At 74.2% G+C, this 18,620-nt stretch carries 15 protein-coding genes, 1 tRNA gene and 1 pseudogene; 5 read left to right on the top strand and 12 right to left on the bottom strand.

What is annotated here, in order from left to right; translation table 11 throughout:
• Positions 1 to 76 precede the first annotated feature (76 nt).
• Together GTY84_RS10700 and GTY84_RS10695 are read left to right on the top strand one after the other, a co-directional pair.
• Positions 77 to 1,423: a VWA domain-containing protein gene (locus tag GTY84_RS10700; protein WP_161225912.1), complete on the top strand. Its 1,347-nt coding sequence runs from the start codon at positions 77 to 79 to the stop codon at positions 1,421 to 1,423.
• A 65-nt stretch (positions 1,424 to 1,488) separates the two neighbouring features.
• Complete coding sequence (locus tag GTY84_RS10695; RefSeq protein WP_161225911.1) at positions 1,489 to 2,811, top strand: FHA domain-containing protein; 1,323 nt, start codon at positions 1,489 to 1,491, stop codon at positions 2,809 to 2,811.
• A gap of 94 nt (positions 2,812 to 2,905) precedes the next feature.
• Here GTY84_RS10695 and GTY84_RS10690 read toward each other — a convergent pair whose 3' ends face one another.
• Positions 2,906 to 3,907, bottom strand: a complete 1,002-nt coding sequence (locus tag GTY84_RS10690; protein WP_161225910.1) for a methyltransferase domain-containing protein — start codon at positions 3,905 to 3,907, stop codon at positions 2,906 to 2,908.
• A gap of 219 nt (positions 3,908 to 4,126) precedes the next feature.
• Here GTY84_RS10690 and GTY84_RS10685 point away from each other — a divergent pair, with 219 nt between their 5' ends.
• A complete protein-coding gene (locus GTY84_RS10685) occupies positions 4,127 to 4,531 on the top strand; it encodes a globin (protein ID WP_161225909.1) in 405 nt (134 codons plus the stop codon).
• Positions 4,532 to 4,668: 137 nt separating this feature from the next.
• On the opposite strand, the gene GTY84_RS10680 is transcribed toward GTY84_RS10685, so the two are convergent.
• From GTY84_RS10680 to GTY84_RS10650, 7 genes are all read right to left on the bottom strand, one after another.
• On the bottom strand, positions 4,669 to 5,361 hold the full coding sequence (locus GTY84_RS10680; RefSeq protein ID WP_161225908.1) for a hypothetical protein: 693 nt from the start codon (positions 5,359 to 5,361) through the stop codon (positions 4,669 to 4,671).
• Positions 5,358 to 5,801: a thioesterase family protein gene (locus GTY84_RS10675; RefSeq protein ID WP_161225907.1), complete on the bottom strand. Its 444-nt coding sequence runs from the start codon at positions 5,799 to 5,801 to the stop codon at positions 5,358 to 5,360. The genes GTY84_RS10680 and GTY84_RS10675 overlap by 4 nt, the downstream gene beginning before the upstream one ends.
• A 6-nt stretch (positions 5,802 to 5,807) precedes the next feature.
• Positions 5,808 to 7,472 (bottom strand): energy-dependent translational throttle protein EttA, encoded by a 1,665-nt coding sequence (gene ettA, locus GTY84_RS10670; RefSeq protein ID WP_161225906.1) that lies wholly within the window; start codon positions 7,470 to 7,472, stop codon positions 5,808 to 5,810.
• Between the two features lie 163 nt (positions 7,473 to 7,635).
• Positions 7,636 to 9,051, bottom strand: a complete 1,416-nt coding sequence (locus GTY84_RS10665) for a Cys-Gln thioester bond-forming surface protein (protein ID WP_161225905.1) — start codon at positions 9,049 to 9,051, stop codon at positions 7,636 to 7,638.
• 364 nt (positions 9,052 to 9,415) lie between these two features.
• Positions 9,416 to 9,964, bottom strand: coding sequence for a single-stranded DNA-binding protein (locus GTY84_RS10660; protein ID WP_161225904.1), 549 nt, complete (start codon positions 9,962 to 9,964; stop codon positions 9,416 to 9,418).
• A gap of 387 nt (positions 9,965 to 10,351) precedes the next feature.
• Positions 10,352 to 12,373 (bottom strand): YfjP family GTPase, encoded by a 2,022-nt coding sequence (locus tag GTY84_RS10655; protein ID WP_345943391.1) that lies wholly within the window; start codon positions 12,371 to 12,373, stop codon positions 10,352 to 10,354.
• Positions 12,374 to 13,082: 709 nt separating this feature from the next.
• A complete protein-coding gene (locus tag GTY84_RS10650) occupies positions 13,083 to 14,690 on the bottom strand; it encodes a dynamin family protein (protein ID WP_161225902.1) in 1,608 nt (535 codons plus the stop codon).
• Between the two features lie 321 nt (positions 14,691 to 15,011).
• On the opposite strand from GTY84_RS10650, the gene GTY84_RS10645 reads away from it, so the two are divergent.
• Together GTY84_RS10645 and GTY84_RS10640 are read left to right on the top strand one after the other, a co-directional pair.
• Positions 15,012 to 15,084, top strand: a tRNA-Arg gene (locus tag GTY84_RS10645).
• A gap of 514 nt (positions 15,085 to 15,598) precedes the next feature.
• Positions 15,599 to 16,009 (top strand): Imm10 family immunity protein, encoded by a 411-nt coding sequence (locus GTY84_RS10640; protein ID WP_161225901.1) that lies wholly within the window; start codon positions 15,599 to 15,601, stop codon positions 16,007 to 16,009.
• A gap of 5 nt (positions 16,010 to 16,014) precedes the next feature.
• Here GTY84_RS10640 and GTY84_RS34570 read toward each other — a convergent pair whose 3' ends face one another.
• From GTY84_RS34570 to GTY84_RS10625, 4 genes and pseudogenes are all read right to left on the bottom strand, one after another.
• A complete protein-coding gene (locus tag GTY84_RS34570; protein WP_272919178.1) occupies positions 16,015 to 16,275 on the bottom strand; it encodes an IS3 family transposase in 261 nt (86 codons plus the stop codon).
• Between the two features lie 45 nt (positions 16,276 to 16,320).
• Positions 16,321 to 16,572, bottom strand: a pseudogene (locus GTY84_RS34565) (DDE-type integrase/transposase/recombinase); the annotation flags it as partial.
• Between the two features lie 237 nt (positions 16,573 to 16,809).
• Positions 16,810 to 17,337 (bottom strand): flavoprotein, encoded by a 528-nt coding sequence (locus tag GTY84_RS10630; RefSeq protein WP_161225899.1) that lies wholly within the window; start codon positions 17,335 to 17,337, stop codon positions 16,810 to 16,812.
• Complete coding sequence (locus GTY84_RS10625) at positions 17,334 to 18,620, bottom strand: helix-turn-helix transcriptional regulator (protein ID WP_161225898.1); 1,287 nt, start codon at positions 18,618 to 18,620, stop codon at positions 17,334 to 17,336. Before GTY84_RS10625 ends, GTY84_RS10630 begins: the two co-directional genes overlap by 4 nt.

Genomic DNA, 18,620 nt, shown 5'->3' with positions numbered 1-18,620 from the left:
CGGGCCGCAGGGGGCGGCCCGCGCCAGCAGCCAGTGCCCCACCACCGTGGGGCCGCAGAGGGGGAAGCGATCCGGCATGGCCAATTTCGCGAAGTCGAACGTGCCGCGGTTCTCGGTGGACGTCTACCAGAACGAGTTCCTGCCCGAGGGCGGCCACGAGGTCAACGCCATCGTCACGGTGACGGCGACCGGCGGCGGCACTGTCGGGACCGCCGTCGCCGCGCCCGACCGGTACCCGCCGGGCGCGGGGCCGTCCGCGGCGGTGGTGCTCATGGTCGACTGCTCGGGCTCGATGGACTACCCGCCCGCCAAGATGCGCAACGCCCGCGAGGCGACGGCCGCCGCCGTCGACACCCTGCGCGACGGCGTGCACTTCGCGGTGGTCGGCGGCACGCACACGGCCCGGGAGGTCTATCCGGGCGACGGGCGGCTGGCCGTCGCGGACGCCACCACCCGGGACCGGGCCAAGCAGGCGCTGCGGCGGCTGAGCGCGGGCGGCGGCACGGCCATCGGCACCTGGCTGCGGCTGGCCGGCCGGCTGCTCTCCTCGGCCGACGTCACCATCCGGCACGGCATCCTGCTCACCGACGGCCGCAACGAGCACGAGTCGCCCGAGGAGCTCCGGGCGGCGCTCGACGCCTGCGCCGGACGCCTCACCTGCGACGCCCGCGGGGTGGGCACCGACTGGGAGGTGAAGGAGGTCACCGCCATCGCCTCCGCCCTGCTCGGCACCGCCGACATCGTCGCCGATCCGGCGCGGCTGGCGGAGGACTTCACGGGGATGATGGAGAAGGCCATGGGCAAGGAGGTCACGGACGTCGCCCTGCGCCTGTGGACCCCGCAGGGCACCACCGTGCGGTTCGTCAAGCAGGTCGCGCCCACCGTCGAGGACCTCACCGGCCGTCGCTCCGAGGCCGGACCGCGGGCCGGGGACTACCCCACCGGCTCCTGGGGCGACGAGTCCCGCGACTACCACGTCTGCGTCGAGGTGCCGCCCGCCGCCCTGGGCCGGGAGATGCTGGCCGCCCGGATCTCCCTGGTCGTCCCGGAGTCCGGCGGCGCCGCCGGGGAACCGGGCGCGCAGGGCCTCGTACGGGCCGTGTGGACCGCCGACACCACGGCCTCGACCTCGATCAACCCGCAGGTGGCGCACTACACGGGCCAGGCCGAACTGGCCCGGGTCATCCAGCAGGGGCTGGATCTGCGCAAAGCGGGAGACATGGAGGGAGCCACGGCCAAACTGGGGCGGGCGGTCCAGCTCGCCGGAGCCTCGGGGAACGCGGACACCGCGAAACTGCTTGCGAAGGTGGTGGACGTGGTCGACGCCGCGGAAGGTACTGTGCGACTGAAAGCGAAGGTCGAGGAGGCGGACGAGATGACTCTCGAAACCCGGTCCACCAAGACCGTGCGCGTCAAGAAGTGACAGCGAAGACCACAGCGACCAGCTCCGCGAGGAGCGACTAGCCCGCAAGAGGGGGAAGCTCCGACATGCCGACCTGCCCGAACGGACACCAGTCGGGTTCCGACGACTGGTGCGAGGTCTGCGGTCACCGCATGGCCGGTGCCGTCCCACCCCCGCCCCCGCCCCCGCCGCCCCCGGGCGGCGGCTACGGCTTCCCGCCGCCGGGCGTCCCCGGCGGCCCCGGGGGCGGCCACGGCACCCCGGGAGGCGGCCACGGGGCTCCCGGGGGGCACCCCGGCGCCGGACCGCAGCTCTGTCCGCAGTGCCGCACGCCCCGGGAGGGCGGGGCGCCGTTCTGCGAGGAGTGCCGGTGGAACTTCCTCACCAACACCGCCACGTCGTACACCCCGGCGGCACCGCGCCCCCCGGCGCCCGACCTGCGGGGTCCCGGAGGGCCGGGTGCCCCGCGCTTCCCGCAGCCGCCGGGCGGCCCGTCGTACGGCGGCGGTGACGGCTACGACTACCAGGGCTCGCGCCCCTCGCAGGTGAACCGGCCCGCCGAGCCGATCGGTCCGGGGCCCTTCGGCCCGGGCGGTCCGGGCGGCCCGCCGCCCCCGCCCGGCTTCGGCGCCGACCCGTCGCGGTCCGTGCCGCCCGGCCCCGGCGGCCCGTCCGGCCACGGCGGCCCGCAGGGTCCCGGCGGTCCCGGCGGCGCCCCGCACGCGTACCAGGCCGGCCCCCCGGCCCCGCCCGCCTTCCCGCAGGAGACCGGCCGTCCGCAGCCCGGCGGCCCGGGTTTCGGCGGGGACGACGACTGGGTGCTCTCCCCGCCGTCCTCCGGCGGCCAGGGCCGTCCCGGCGGTCCCGGCGGCCACGGCGGCCCCGGCGGCCCCCCGCAGGGCGGTGGCTACGGCTACCCCCAGCCCGGAGCCACCCAGGCCCCGCCGCCCCCGCCCGGCCACGGCGGTCACGGCTATCCGGAGCCCCCGGCGCCGCGGCAGCCGGTGACCTGGACGGCGACCATCGGCCCGGACCGCGAGTACTTCATGGCGATGATGCAGCGCTCCGGCCCCGAGGCCGCGGGCCTGAACCTGCCCGCGTACTCGCCCGAGCAGCAGCGCACGCTGGCCGGCGACCAGATCACCATCGGCCGCCGCCGCCATTCCACCGGTGACACCCCGGACATCGACCTCTCGGTGCCGCCGGAGGACCCGGGGGTCTCGCACCAGCACGCGATGCTGGTGCAGCAGCCGAACGGGAGCTGGGCGGTCGTCGACCAGAACTCGACGAACGGCACCACGGTCAACGGCTCCGACGAGCCGATCCAGCCCTTCGTCCCGGTGCCGCTCCAGGACGGCGACCGGGTGCACGTCGGCGCCTGGACGACCATCACCATCCACCGGAGCTGAGACCGGCGCCCCGCCGGGGCTCCGGTCCGTCGGCCGCGCGCCCCACGGGCGAGGCCCGGCACGGGCGGGCCCGGCACGGGCGGGCGGGCGTCCGTCAGGGCAGCGGCCAGGTGTCCGGGCCTCCGGGGTCGTCCAGCCAGGCGCGGGCGCGGCCGTCGTCCACCGTGACGCCGAAGCGCTCGCGCGGCGGGGCCCCCTCACGCCGCCACAGCGCGTACGCCTCGCCCGGCTCCAGCCCGCCCCGGCTCAGCGCCAGCAGGAAGCGGAACCGGTCGTCCACCCGGACCGTGCGCGGCACCCCGCCCGGCACCGGCTCCGGCGCCGGGGTGCCGCCGGCGCCCCGCAGCGGCACGAAGTACGCCGGGGTGGGCAGGAAGCGCCCCTCGGCGCGGCCGGCGTCGTGGACGGTGAGGGCCAGCAGGCCGGTGGCGAACGGGGTGAGGACGCGACCGCCCGGCCGGCACTGGGTGAGCCAGGCGGGCGGCACTCCGGACAGGGCGCAGGTCGCGATGATCCGGTCGTAGGGGCCGCGTCCGGGCACGCCCAGCGCGCCGTCGCCGGTGACGACGGCCGGGCGGTGACCGGCGGCGGCCAGGTGCCGTCGGGCCGACTCGGTGATCTCCGGGTCCAGGTCGACGGTGGTGACCAGATCGTCGTCGCCCAGCCGGTGGGCGAGCAGGGCGGCGTTGTAGCCGGTTCCGGCGCCGATCTCCAGGACCCGGTCGCCGTCCCGGACCTCCAGCGCCACCAGCATCATGGCCATCAGGGACGGCTGGCTGCTGGAGGAGAGCAGCTCGCCGTCGCGCAGCCGGGTGGCCAGCGGGGCGTCGGCGTAGACACCGCTCAGCCAGCGCGCCCGGACCGCCGGGTCGGGGTCCTCGCACCAGAGGCGCTCCTGTCCGCCCTCGTAGTAGTACGGCACGAACAGATGGCGGGGGACGGCGAGGAACGCCTCCCGCCACACCGGGTCGGCGTCCCAGGCCCCGCTCAGCCCGATCTCGCGCACCAGCGCCGCCCGCGCGGACGCGGCGGCCTCCGCGGGAACGGGGCCGGGGGGCCCGCCGTCCCGTCCGTCGCCGTCGTCGTGTCCGCCCATGCCTCCACTGTGCTGCGGACCGGGCTCCGGGGCGAACGGCGCCCGTCCGGCCGGGCGGTCCGGGGGCCGGGGCGGTCACGGGGGGGGACGGCCTACGTCCCGAGTCCTGGTTCCCCCGGTCTGAGACGATGGAGGGGTACTGCATTCCGGGGGCGCGACCCCGGACGCCCCGGCCCGACGCCCGGGGCGGACCGGCAGGAGATTGGTGGGGCACACACGGTGACCGAGATTCGGCGCGGCACGCTTCAGGAGCAGACGTTCTACGAGCAGGTCGGCGGGGAGGAGACCTTCCGCCGTCTCGTGCACCGCTTCTACGAGGGGGTCGCCACCGACCCCCTGCTGCGGCCGATGTACCCGGAGGAGGACCTCGGCCCGGCGGAGGACCGCCTCACCCTGTTCCTGATGCAGTACTGGGGCGGCCCGTCCACGTACAACGAGACCCGGGGCCACCCCCGGCTGCGGATGCGGCACGTCCCGTACACCGTCGACCGCGCGGCGCACGACGCCTGGCTGAAGCACATGCGGGACGCCCTCGACGAGCTGGGGCTCTCCGAGGAGCACGAGCAGACGCTGTGGAAGTACCTGACCTACGCGGCGGCCACCCTGATCAACGCCCCGGACTGACCCCGCACCCGCCGGGTCCGCGCGGCGGGCACTCCCGCCCGGCCCCGGCCGTACGGGGCCGACGGTACGAGCACGGCGGTACGGAGCCGGTGCGTCCGGCGGGCGCGGGCCCGCCGGACGCACCGGCTCCGCGGGGGTCAGCGCACGCTGACGCCCAGATCACCGAGGCCCGCCCCGGTCCGGCGCAGCGCCACCGAGCCGAACGGGGTGCGCAGCCGCAGCCAGGACCCGGCGGCGACCAGCGCGGGCGCCCCGGCGCCGGAGGGGCCCCCGGACGGGCGCAGGAAGCCGAGCGACTGGGCGGCGTGCACCGCGCGCACCGGCAGCGCGGTCTCCGCGACGGTGCGGGACCAGATCTCCCGCCCCACGGAGTCCAGTACGGCCCGGGTCCGCCGCTCCGGCGCCAGCGCCCCGGTCCGCGCGCGGAACTCGGCCACCGCGGCCGAGACCAGCGCGCGCAGCGCCTCCGGCGCGGGAAGACCCGGCACGGGGCGCCAGCCGCCGCGCGGGGGCAGCACCCCCGCCCACGGGGGCCCGGTCACCGGGGCGGGGACGGCGGCCGTGACGGCCCGGTCGTCCACCGAGTCCAGCAGTTCACCGGCGGAGACGGTGGTGTCGAGGGCGGCCTCCAGCCCCTTCTCGTAGGGCTTGGACAGCCGTGCCGTGCGGATCGCCAGCACCTCGAAGGAGGGCGGGCGGCCGAAGACGGCGAGCGTCGTGCCGGCGGCCTGGAGGCGCACCGCCGCCGCGCGGTCGTAGTGGAGCAGCCGCGAGAGGAAGGCCGCCAGGTCGGCGGCCTCCCCCTCGTCGGCGAGGTGCAGCACCGTCATGCCGCGACGGCCTCCTCCTCGTCCTTCGCCCGGCCGGGGCCGGGCCCCTCGGGCTCGTCCCGGTACTCCCGGAGGAACTCCCGCTCCTCCTCGGTGAGCCGCCGGGGCCGCTGTGCCTCGAAGTCGAAGGGCACGATCACCGTGGAGGCGCGGACGTAGACCAGGTCGCCGTCCTTCACCTCGTAGGTGAGGGTGAAGGAGGCGGCCCTGATCTCCGTGACCCACAGCTCGATGTCGACCGGGGCGTGCCGGTGCACCAGCTGCCGCTTGTAGTCGATCTCGTGGCGCGCCACCACCGACCCCTGCTTGAACTCCTTGTCCGGACGGAACAGGAAGTCGATACGGGCCTCCTCCAGATAGCGGAGGAAGACCACGTTGTTGACGTGGCCGTACACGTCCATGTCCGCCCAGCGCAGCGGGCAGCGGTAGAGATGCCGCAAGACCGATCAGCCCCGGGTGAGCTTCTTGTAGGTGGCGCGGTGCGGACGCGCGGCGTCCGGGCCGAGCCGCTCGATCTTGTTCTTCTCGTACGACTCGAAGTTGCCCTCGAACCAGAACCACTTGGAGTCGCCCTCGTAGGCGAGGATGTGGGTCGCGACGCGGTCCAGGAACCACCGGTCGTGGGAGACGACCACGGCGCAGCCGGGGAACTCCAGCAGCGCGTTCTCCAGGCTGGAGAGGGTCTCGACGTCGAGGTCGTTGGTCGGCTCGTCGAGGAGCAGCAGGTTGCCGCCCTGCTTGAGGGTGAGCGCGAGGTTGAGGCGGTTGCGCTCACCGCCGGACAGCACGCCCGCGGGCTTCTGCTGGTCCGGGCCCTTGAAGCCGAACGCGGAGACATAGGCCCGCGAGGGCATCTCGACCTGGCCGACGTTGATGTAGTCCAGCTCGTCGGAGACGACGGCCCACAGCGTCTTCTTGGGGTCGATGTTCTCCCGGCTCTGGTCGACGTAGGAGATCTTGACCGTGTCGCCGACCTTGATGGAGCCGGAGTCGGGCTGCTCGAAGCCCTGGATCATCTTGAACAGCGTGGTCTTGCCCGCGCCGTTGGGGCCGATGACGCCCACGATGCCGTTGCGCGGCAGCGTGAAGGAGAGGTCGTCGATGAGGACCTTCTCGCCGAAGGCCTTGCTGAGGTGGTCGACCTCGACGACGATGCTGCCCAGCCGGGGGCCCGGCGGGATCTGGATCTCCTCGAAGTCCAGCTTCCGCATCTTGTCGGCCTCGGCCGCCATCTCCTCGTAGCGGGCCAGCCGCGCCTTGGACTTGGCCTGGCGGCCCTTGGCGTTGGAGCGGACCCACTCCAGCTCGTCCTTGAGGCGCTTCTGGCGCTTCGCGTCCTTGGCGCCCTCGACCTTGAGGCGGGTGGCCTTGGTCTCCAGGTACTTGGAGTAGTTGCCCTCGTAGCCGTGCAGACGGCCCCGGTCGACCTCGCAGATCCAGCCGGCGACGTTGTCCAGGAAGTACCGGTCGTGGGTGACGGCCACGACGGTGCCCTCGTACTTGGCGAGGTGCTGCTCCAGCCAGTTCACCGACTCGGCGTCGAGGTGGTTGGTGGGCTCGTCGAGGAGCAGCAGGTCGGGGGCCTCCAGCAGCAGCTTGCAGAGCGCGATGCGGCGCTTCTCACCACCGGAGAGGTTGCTCACCGCCCAGTCCCCGGGGGGGCAGCCCAGGGCGTCCATGGCCTGTTCGAGCTGGGCGTCGAGGTCCCAGGCGTTGGCGTGGTCGAGCTGCTCCTGCAGCTTGCCCATCTCGTCCATCAGCTCGTCGGTGTACTCGGTCGCCATCTGCTCGGCGATCTCGTTGAACCGGTCGAGCTTGCCCTTGACCTCGGCGACACCCTCCTGGACGTTCTCCAGGACGGTCTTCTCCTCGTTCAGCGGCGGCTCCTGGAGCAGGATGCCGACGGTGTAGCCGGGGCTGAGGAAGGCGTCGCCGTTCGACGGCTGCTCCAGACCGGCCATGATCTTGAGAACGGTCGACTTTCCGGCGCCGTTCGGGCCGACGACGCCGATCTTCGCCCCCGGCAGGAAGTTCAGGGTGACGTCGTCGAGGATCACCTTGTCGCCGTGCGCTTTGCGCGCCTTGCGCATGGTGTAAATGAACTCAGCCAAGAGAAACCGTCCGGCAGCTCGATCAGGCAGTGGGCAGATACACCCCATCTTGCCGCACCGCCAGCCCTGGGCGAAAACCCGTCCTCATCGGGCGCCCCGGCCCGGGCGGACGGAGGGGCGGGCCGGGCCGGGGGCCGGTCCCGGGGCGGCCGGGCGGGGGGCGTCAGTCCTGGTGGGTCTCGCGGCGGCGGATGACCAGGAGGGTGGCGCCGCCGAGGGCGATCAGGGTGAGGGCCAGCACACCGATCACGGGGGTGAGACTGGAGCCGCCGGTCGAGGCCAGATCGGGGCCTGCGGACGGAGCGGGGACGTTCACCGGGGCGAGGGGCGGCCCGGCGGCGGTCTGGGTGCGGATGTCGGCGGCCGTCCCGGCCTGGGTGCGGCAGTCGAGGACGCCGGCGAACCGCTGCGCGTAGCCGTTGGGGCCGTTGATGGTGAAGTCGTAGGCGCGGTCCTCGGGCAGCGGGAGCGCCACCGTCCGGCGCTCGCCCGGCGCGATGGTGTACTCGGTGTCCAGCAGCGTGAAGGAGAAGGGCTCGTCGCCCTTGTTGACGGCGGTGATGTCCAGCCCGCCCTCGGCGCAGTTCTCCTCGGCGGACAGGGCGGGGACCGCCCCGGTGGCGGCCCAGGCCGCCGTCGCGGTCGCGGAGACCGTCGATTCGCTGGAACCGGCGAGGACCTGCGTCTGGCTGCGGTTCTCCGAGGCGAGGGCCCGGCCGACCGGGACCGTCGTCGACGCCTGCACGGTGAGCCGGGCGGTGCCGGGCGGTGCGTCCTCGGGCACGTCGAAGTAGACGCGGGTGCCCGAGGCGACGGAGGTGACGGGCCGGCCCTTCCGGTCGACGATCCGTACACCGTTGGCGGCGGCGTCCGCGGGCGGTGTCACCGTCGCGCTTCCGGCCCCCGTGCGGACGGTGACCGGGCCGATCGGTTCGCCGGGGCGTCCGGCGACCGCGCGGGGCTCCACGGTGAGAGACGCCCCGGGCTCCGCCTGGGCGCGGGCGTTCTTCTCCAGGTAGTCCGCGAGCCGCTCGGCCCGGGCACCGACCGCCTCGACGTCGGCGTGGTCGGAGTAGCGCCAGATGGCCACCTGGGTGCCGGCCGCCGCCTCCTGCCGGGTGAGCCCGCCGGGGACTCCCGCCCTCCTCGCGAGTTCGGTGAGGTCGTCGACCTGGGGGTAGGAGTTCCGCAGGATCCAGGCGATGCGCCCGGCGTCCTTGTTGGTACCCAGGGAGGTGCCGCCCCACGGTGTCTCGTGGTACTTGGCGTCCTTCTGGACCGAGGTCTGGACGTCGACGCAGTAGGTCTGGAGGGTGCCGCCGCCCTCGACGGCCATTTCGAACAGCCCGGCCGACACCCGCTGGTCGCCGTCGGGTCCGTGGATCACCGCGGCGCCGTACGTCTTGAGCCCGCCCATCGTGGCCGTCGCCCCGCCCCGCTCCTGGCCGACGCCCTCGGCCGCGGCCGGTCCCGCGCCGGCGAGCACCCCGGCCGCGGTGAGGGCCGACACCAGTGCGGCGACGGCGGCACGGGCCGCGCCCCGGCCGGGCCGGGACAGCAGAGCGAGCGAAGAAAACACCAAACTCCCCTTCCGGCGGGACCCGTTAATGCGGGGGAAACGGTCCCACCAGCAGATTCAGTTGCCCCGGAGGGCTTGTTCGGCATCCTAAGTACCGTGCGCACCACGCTCCCCGGGGAGGGTCGTCCGAGCGGTGATCCGACTCGGAATCGTTATCCCGGCGGCCTTGCCCGACAGGGCTTGTCGACAAAGCAACCGGACATCACCCGGCGGGCGTTCATCCGGGGAGCGCGCGGGACCGCCCGGCCGGCCGAGGTGCGGCGGGCGACGTCCGGCGTGCGGCGCGGGCTCCCGGGGCGGCCTCCGGAGCGGGCGTCCCGGTGGAGGTCCCGGCGCGGGCGCCCGGCGCGGTTCTCCCGTCCGGTCACCCCACCGCGGCGGGCTCCCGGCTCCGGCCGGTGCCCTCCCACGCCGCCGCCTCCACCACTCCGTCCGCCTCCCCCACCGCGCCGTCCGGCGCCCCGGCCGCCGCCGTCGGCGCGGCGTCCGGTGATCCGGGCCCCGGGGTCTCCCACCGGGGCTCCGGGCCGGAAGGGGACGGGACGGCGCCCTCCGGCCTGCTCGGGCGGCGGAACGCCGAGGTGCCGCGCGCCAGGTCGTGGCCGATGGCCACCGCGTCGATGTCCGCCGAGGTCCGGTTCTGCCCCTCGCGCGCCTCGGAGCGGACCTTGAGCCGCCCCCGCACGATCACCGGCTCCCCCACGGTGAGGGAGGTGGCGGCGTTGGCGGCGAGCCGGCCGCGGGCCCACACCGTGAAGAAGTTGGTGTGGCCGTCCGCCCACTGGTTCCTCTCCCGGTCCCAGTAGCGCGCGGTGACCGCCAGCCGGAACCGCGCCGACGGCCCGCTCGGCAGCTCCCGGAACACGGGCTGGGTGGCCACATTGCCCACGGCGCAGATCATCGTGTCGTTCATCGCGGATGCCTCCCTCGGGGCGACCGCGTCCGTCGCGATCGCCGTGAGGCCAGAGTGCTCCCTTCGGCCCGATCCCGCCGGGGCCTGTGGACGGCCCCGGGCCTGTGGAGAACTCCGCCACCCGGACGAGTGAGCCGTTCCGTGAACCACCGGACCCCGGCCCCGCGCCCGGGCCCCTCTCCCACCGGGACCGCCGGCCCCGGCGGGACCCGGGACATCAGCGGCGGGACATCAGCGCCACCTCACGCCACAAGCGGTCGGCCACCCCGGGCGGCACGGCAGGACGGCGGCACGGCAGGACGGCGGCAACACGGCCCGGCAGCCACGGGGTCCGGCGGCCCCACCCGGTCCCGCTCCCACGGCTCCGGCCGCACCCGGTCCCGCCCCCTACCGAGCCCCCGCCCCCGTGACCCTCCCGTACTGCTCCCGCACCTCCCGGTAGCGCAGCAGTTCCGCCGCCAGCGGATCGAGCACCCTGGCCCGGCCGCACCCCGCCGCCGCCTCCCGCAGCCGCCGCTCCGCCTCGTCGCCGTAACGGCGGGCCGGGCCCCGGGCGGCCATCCGGCAGCTCCACTCGATGACCGGCCCGCCCACGATCCCGGAGATCATCAACAGCACCGGAACCCCCAGCTCGGGCGACAGATAGCCGACGATCTGCCCCAGCAGCCACAGGCCGCCCAGCACCTGGAGCAGGGTCATGGACGCCTGGGCGAGCACGGCCGCCGGCCACCATCCCGGCCGCGGCGGACGCCCCTGCGGCGGGGCGCTGCGCACCGCCAGTTCGTCCAGCGCCTCCGGCAGCCCCCGCAGGCCGCGGGCCGCCGCCTCCCGCATCGCCTGGGCCCACGGCGCGGGCAGCCCGGCCGACGCCCGGTCGGTCACGGTGCGCACCGCCTGCTCCACCCGCTGCCGGGCGGTGGCCTCCTCGTCGTGCTGGGCGCGCACGGCGAGCCGCCCGGTGGCCGGTTCGCGGCGGTCGTGGCACCAGCGCCACAGCCGCAGCCAGGGCGTGCCGCAGGCCCGGTTGGCGTTGCGCAGCCAGGCGCGCTCCGCCGCGTCGCCGGCCGCGGTGGCGCCGACCGCGTCGGCGAGCCGGTCGGCGAACTCCTCCCGCGCCTCCTCGCTGAGCCCGGTGCGCCGCCCGGTGACGTAGACCGGCCGGAGCCGTCCGGCGGCGGCGTCCAGGTCGGCCGCGACGCGCAGGGCCGGTGCCTGGCGTTCGGCGACGAACCGGCCGAGCACCTCGCGCAGTTCGTCCAGGCCGTCGCCGGTGAGCGCGGAGAGCGCCATGACGGTGGCGCCCGGTTCGCCGTGCTCGCCCAGGGCGATCCCGTCCTCGTCGAGCAGTCGGCGCAGGTCGTCGAGGACCTGCTCGGCGGCCTCCCCGGGCAGCCGGTCTACCTGGTTGAGCACGACGAGGGTGATCTCGGCGTGACCGGCCATCGGCCGCAGATAGCGCTCGTGGAGGACGGCGTCGGCGTACTTCTCGGGGTCGACGACCCAGATGACCGCGTCGACGAGGCAGAGGACGCGGTCGACCTGCGCGCGGTGCTCCACGGCCGCCGAGTCGTGGTCGGGCAGGTCGATCAGGACCAGCCCGCGCAGCGGCGAGTCCTCCTCGGGGTGACCCAGGGGGCGGCGGCGCAGCCGCCCGGGGACGCCGAGCCGGTCCAGGAGGCCCGCCGCGCCGTCGCTCCAGCTGCACGCGATGGGCGCGGAGGTGGTCGGACGGCGCACCCCGGTCTCGGAGATCGCCACCCCGGCGAGCGCGTTGAAGAGCTGCGACTTGCCGCTGCCGGTGGCGCCCGCGATGGCGACGACGGTGTGCCGGCCGGAGAGCCTGCGGCGCGCGGCGGCCTCGTCGAGGACCCGGCCGGCCTCGGCCAGCGTCCCGTTGTCGACGCGGGCCCGGGAGAGGCCGACCAGCTCGCGCAGCGCGTCCAGCCGGGCGCGCAGCGGACCGTCGTAGGCGAGCGGGGTCACGGCGGTGGAGCCGGGGAGCCCTCGCTCGGCGGGGGCGTGGCGTTCCGCGCCGCCGCTCTCGTCCACCCGGCGGGCGATCAGCCCGTCGCCCCAGAGGCCCTCCTCAGGCGTACGGCCGCGGGCCGCGGCCTGCGCGGGCGCGGTGCCGACGGCGGCGCCGCCGTCCTCCGGTGCCGCGCGCCGGAAGCCGCCGGGGGTGTCGTGCCCGCGCGCGGGGGAACGGTCCCCGGTGTGCCCGTGCGCGTGCCCGCGCGTGGACACGTCCTCCGTCCGCCCGTGCTCCGGGGCGCGTCCGGCGTGCCCGCTCCGGGGCGGAGTCCCGGCACGGTCCTCACGGGTGGCTCCCTTCCCCTCGCCGCCGGCTCCACCGGGCCCGACGGGGCCACTGGCGGCTACGACCCCACCGGCACCCTTGGCGGCTCCCACCTCACCAGGACCGCCGGCGGCTCCGGGCCCGGCCGTCCCGCCCGTCCTACCGGTCCCACCCGTCACACCGACGACTCCCGGGGCGGCACCGGCTCCGGAGCCCCGGGCACCTCCCGCCCCGGCGGACCCGCCACGGGACGTACCACGGGTCCCACTGGCTCCGGCGCTCCCCACGCCCCCGACGTCCCCGGCACCCCCCGTGCCCTCCGTACCGGCCCCGTGTCCCACGGCCCCCGCCCCGGCCTCACCAGACGCACGCACCGCACGCCCCGCGTCCACGGAACCCCACGCCCCACGGGCAGCCCCCCGCGCCGCGCCCTCGGGACCACCGGCGCCCTCGCTCCCGCGGCCCGCCCCGCCCCGCGCTTCCGGCCCCGCAGTCACCGGTCCGTGGCCCGAGCCGTGGCGCCGGCCCGAGCCCGACCCCGGGCTCTCTCCACCACCGGCCCCCGCCCCGGCACCGCCCGCCGCCGCGTCCCCGCCCCGGGCCGGGCCCACACCGTCCCGGGGACCCGAGCCGTCCCCGGGGCGCGAACCGCCCCCCGCTCCCGCGCCGGGTCGCACGCCCCCGGTCCCCTCCCCCGGCGCGGCGCTCCCCGCCCCGCCCCCCGCGCCGCGCTCGTCCGCTCCCCCGTGCCTCTCGGGGCCCTGCCCCTCCGTGTGGTCGGTGTGCTCGGTGGGGTCCTGGTCAGTGACGGCGGTCACCGGGTCACCTCTCCTTCTGCAGTACGGACAGCGCGGCGATGAGTTCGGCCTGCGGCTCGGGGTGGACGTCCAGCGCGTCCAGCGGGGCGAGGCGGCGCTCGCGCTCGGTGTGCACCACCAGGTCGACCTGCTCGGCCAGCAGCCGTCCGCCCCGGTCGCGCAGCCGCAGCGCGCCGTGGGCGCCGAGCCGCTCGGCGAGGCCCTCCCCGGCGCCGCGCGCCCGGCGTCCGCCCAGCAGCGCGGTGGCGACGAGGGCGGCGACCGTCTCGGGCTCCGGTGCCACCGCGCGGTCCAGCCCGCGCGCCTCCTCCTCGGCGTACTCCTCCAGCTCCCGCCGCCAGCGCCGGACGGCCATGCCGATGCGGTGCTCGGCGGTGTCCGGCTCGGGGTCGGGGTCCTCCAGCCCGGGGGCGCCGGCGGCCGGTTCGCGCCGCCAGGCCGCGTCGACGCGTTCGTCGGCTGCGGTGACGGAGCAGAGCAGCAGGGCGGTGAGGCTCTCCACCAGCGAGTCGAGCAGCTCCGCCGGGGAGCAGTCCAGGGGGAAGGCCCGCCAGCGCTTGAGCGCGTCCCCGGCGAGCACCGCGCCCGCCTTCAGCCTGCCCCGCACCCGCGCGTGCTCACCGTCGTACGCCTCGTCGACGGCGGTGGTGAGCCGCAGCGCGGCGGCGTACTGGGCGGCGCTGGCCCCGGCCAGTTCGGGCATCCGGGCGCCGAGGGAGTCGAGGACGCCGTGCGCGGTGCGGGCCATGGCGTGGTGCCGGGCGCCGAGGTCCTGGGCCCGGTGGACGAGCCAGGCGCGCAGCGGGGCCACGGCGGTGGCCGGCAGCAGCCCGCCGCCCCAGGCGGACTCGGGCAGCTCGGGCACGGTGAAGCGGGGGACGTCGCCCAGCCCGGCCTTGGTGAGCAGCGCGCCGTACCGGCGGGAGACCTCGGTGACGACCTGGTGCGGCACCCGGTCGAGCACGGTCACGAGGGTGGCGTCGTACTCCTTGGCGGTGCGCAGCAGGTGCCAGGGCACGGCGTCGGCGTAGCGCGCGGCCGTGGTGACCATCACCCAGATGTCCGCGGCGCAGAGCAACTCGGCGGCCAGGACGCGGTTGTCGGCGATGAGGGAGTCGATGTCGGGGGCGTCCAGCAGGGCGACGCCGGGCGGGAGGCTTTCGGCGGTCTCGATGCGCAGCACCCGCGCGGGGTCCTCGCCCGGGGGCAGCAGGTCGTCGTCGGCCTCCCGGCGGGGGGTCCACACCCGGGCGAGGTCGGGCAGCACGCGCATGCCGCTGAACCAGTGGTGGTCCTCGGGATGGCAGACCAGCACCGGTGTCCGGGTGGTGGGCCGCAGGACGCCGGCCTCGCTGACCCGGCGCCCCACGAGCGAATTGACGAGGGTGGACTTGCCGGCGCCGGTGGAGCCCCCCACCACGGCGAGCAGCGGTGCTTCCGGATCTCTCAGGCGGGGCACGAGGTAGTCGTCGAGCTGGGCGAGCAGTTCGTCGCGGTTGGCACGCGCGCGGGGGGCCCCGGGCAGGGGCAGCGGGAAGCGTGCGGCCGCGACGCGGTCACGCAGCGCGGAGAGCGCGTCGAGCAGTTGAGGCCGTACGTCCAAGGTCACCACATGGGAAGAATGCCCAATTTTAGGGGAATTCTGAAGCATATGCGCATGCCTGCGCGCCGACCGGACACTTCGGACGGAGAGGGCGAGTGGGGCGCGGGGGCGGTCCAGGCATAACGAGTGCACAACACCCGCCGCGCGAGGCGTGAAAAGCGCTGCACGATTCGTACCCGCCTGCGATTATCAGGACCGCTTCACCGAACCTCCACATTGAGCCACGGAGGCGAGGCACCAGGGACATGGAACCGGGAGCCCTATCCTTGTCCCCGGCACTGCCACGGACCGGCCCCGCACGGGCCACCAGGGCAGCGGCCACCCCATCAGGCCCCCGTAGCTCAGTGGATAGAGCAGGTGCCTTCTAAGCACTTGGCCGCAGGTTCGAGTCCTGCCGGGGGCGCAAGATCCCAGACCCTCCTTCGGGAGGGCCTCTTTGCTGGCCAGAGGTGGTTTTCGGCCAGCGGCGAGGAGATCGGGAAGGGCGCCCCTGGTGGCTGAACCTGTCCGGCTGAATCCGGTCAGAGGCGGCCTCTGGCGGCTGGTTCTCCCGAAAACTTCCCGAAGTTTTGGCGTCGCCCGCTGCCCTGCATCACTCCGGCCTGCGCGCTCTTCGCTGCCGCCGGGTTTCCGGGTGGATGACGGCGAGCCGGCCCTCGACTCCGTCGGGCAGGCATGAACGCTGTACCGGATGAGGCGAGGCGAGCGAGGAAGCGAAGATCGCGATGACATGGCCCCAGGGCCGTGACCAGTCCTTTCGTGCTCTTCCCCGTCTGCCTCGGGTGAACCGGATGCTCCCCGGACTTTCCCAGGGGGATCCCGGAGTCAGCGTCATGGGCACCATCACATGGGGGCGGAACGCCGACGCCCCGCCCTCATGTCCTGTCCCGGCTGGACGCGTTGACAGAAACCCCGTCATGACATACCGATTCACTACGCGGGTCGCCACAACCGAGATCAACCCTGATGGCTGCTTCACCGAGGTTGCTCTTGCCGAGGGCGAGGACAGAAGCGGCTTCATCTTGATGTTCATGGCAGGCGAGGAAGACCCGGATGATCAGGAGGTCGCCCTGAGCATGGACACGCACTGCCTGGTCGCAGCCAGGCAGGGGACCGCGTACGGCTGTGTACGCGAAGCCGTTCTGGCAGGTAACGCCCTCCGCGTCTCGCTCCGCCCTGAGGCACTGGCAGACCTGCGGTTGAGCGACGGCGAGATCAAAGCCGTCATCGAAGCACCGCCCAGGGACGTCGTCCTGTTCCGAGAAGTCCTCGCCCAGGTGCTCTCCCACGGACGCGCCGATGCTCGGCCCATTCATGTAGCCGTCTGAGCCAGCTACCGGATTGAGGCTCCCCCGTTGCCCGGGAGGGATTGATCAACGGTCAGAGCGGGTGGGTGGGGTTTCAGGTTCGCTCGTTCGGCCGCTGCCTGCTCGGCGTAGTGCTTCTCTTCGAACTCGACGGGGCTGAGGTGGCCGAGCCGTTTCTGGATGTGCCGACTGTTGTGGGACCCGTCGATGTACTCGAAGAGTGCGAGGTTCGCGTCGGCTCGGGTGGCGAAGGTGCGGCCGCGCAGGCCCTCGGTCTTGTTGAGCATCCACAGGTTCTCCGCGAGAGCGTTGCCGTACGAGTCGCCGACGGATCCCATGGATGCCTCGATTCCTGCCCGTAGCAGCCGTGTGGTGAGTTTCACGGATGTGTACTGGCAGCCGTGGTCGGCATGGTGGATCAGCCGGCCCGGTTCGACCTCCCGGGAGGCGAGGACGTACTTGAGGGTGGTCAGTACGAGGTCGGCGTCCGCGTGGGCGGAGGACTCCCAGGCGACCACGCGGCGGGAGAACGCGTCCCTGATCGCCGACAGCCACAAGGGCCCCTCACCGGTGGGGATCATGGTGAGGTCGGTGACCCTCCACGTTCCGCAGCCCGCTCCCCAGTACTGGCGTGCGGAGGCGGGCCCGTTCCTTCAGGGAAGACCGAACGCGTTCCCTGAAGGAACAGCCAATGTGTTCCCCGAGGGAACAGCGCTCGCGTTCCGATTCGGAACACCCGCGCCGTTCCGTTTCGGAACAACGAACCTGTTCCGATTCGGAACACACCCACCACGGTGCTGAGAGGGTAGGCCGGATCGCGATCAGTCGATCTTGCCCTCCAACAGCTCCAACGCCTCCTCCCACCGGAAGCGATCCGCTCCCCCGCCCGCCTTCGGCCGGTGCGGCTCGTACGCCCCGACCAGCACTCCCATCTCCCGCAACCGGTCCAGGCTCCGGCCGTACGCCGGATGCGCGGCCATGGCCGCGTTCACGTACGGCAGGACGACCGTCGGTATGCCCATCCCGTACGCCTCGCACAGGATGCCCAGCGCCAGGGTGTCCGCAATGCCGGCGGCCCACTTGTTGACGGTGTTGAACGTGGCCGGCGCGACGGCGATGGCGTCGGCCGGCGGAAGCGGGCGCGGGTCGCCGGGACTGCGCCAGGCCGAGCGGATCGGGTAGCCGGTCTGAGCCTCGATCGCCTTGGTGTCGAGGAAGCCGAGTCCCTGCGGTGTCGCGACGACTCCCACGCCCCAGCCCCGCTCCTGGGCCGCGGTGATCAGCTTGTGGGCGTCGCCCGCGATGCCGGCGGCGCAGACAACGACGTACAGGAACGGCTGTGCTGTCACGCGGGGACTCCCAGTCGGCGGCTGAAGTGGTGGAGCTCGGGCAGCGTACGTCGTCGGTCCCGGGCGGCCATGTCGGCGACCAGGTCGCGGACGGCGGGACGGCGTACGTCCTGGGCGGCACAGGTCTCGGCGATGCGGAGGGCCTGATAGCCCTCGGCGAGGCGGCCCTGCTGGCCGTAGGCGCGGGCGGCTTCGACCCAGAGCGCTGCCCTGCGTTCGGGAGCGGGGATGTGCCGGCGCATGAGGGGCGCTGCGGCAGTCAAAGCGATGCCTGCGTCACCGAATGACACCGAGGCACTGACGGCGTGGATCGCGACGTTGGTTGGGCTGAAGTTGGCCCAATCGTCGGGCTGGTCGAGAGCGACGTACCGGGCGACCTCCCGTGCCTCGTCGAGGAACTCCCGGGTTGCTGCACGGTCGCCGCCGCGGCTGGCCGCAGTCGCTCCTCGTAGGAGCAGCAGGCCGACGGCGGCGAGGTACCGGGACGAGTGCCGATCGTAGGAGCCGACGAGCTGGCCTGCCGTGTGGCGGACGAGGGTGACGGCCTGGGCGGTGTGCTTCTCACGGGCCAGAACGTGAGCGTGAAGGCGGACGCTGGAGGCGAGGACGACGGGATCGCCGGAGCACTCGGCCTCCGCCATGGCGCGTCCCACCGCCAACCAGGCGTTGCCCTGGTCGCCTTGCTTGAGCAGCAGACTCGTCGACGTCCGGTACGCGGTGGCCAGAAGCCCGGCCGTCTCCTCGGCGTTGCGATGGTCGCTGGCTGCCTGCCGCAGATCGGTGATGAGACCGGGCAGCATCGCCTCCAGCTCCGCGTAGTCGCAGGTGCAGAAGAGGCGGCGGGCGGTGGTGAGCCTGTCCCGCAAGGGCTGGATCTCTCCGTTCCACGAAGAGGCAGTGGCGGCTCTGGGGCCGGGGAGAAGTGAGCGTACGAGGTCGTCATGTGCGGCGGTGGCGGGCGTGGCCGGGGTCGTGAGGGAGGCGATGCTCGCGGCCAGGAAGGTGCGGCGGCGCATGTCTTCTGTCTCGGGATCGTCGGGATGTGGTGCGGCGGACACGTCGGCGTAGCTCAGGCCGAGGAGGTGTGGCGGAATGCGGAGTTCGGCGGCGACGGCGCGTAAGACGCGGATGTCCTCCGTGCCTCGTCCACCTTCCAGGCGGCTGAGCTTGGACTGGTGGTAGCCCAGGGCGGCAGCTACGTCCTTCTGCGAACGTCCGCTGAGTTGGCGGGCGCGCTTGATCGTCTCGCCGATCTTCTCGGCTTCGGTCCTCACATCGGCCAT

Source organism: Streptomyces sp. SID8352 (assembly GCF_009862265.1).
Lineage (GTDB): Bacteria > Actinomycetota > Actinomycetes > Streptomycetales > Streptomycetaceae > Streptomyces.
The sequence above is the reverse complement of the archived record's forward strand: the minus strand, read 5'-3'. Positions and strand labels throughout refer to the sequence as shown.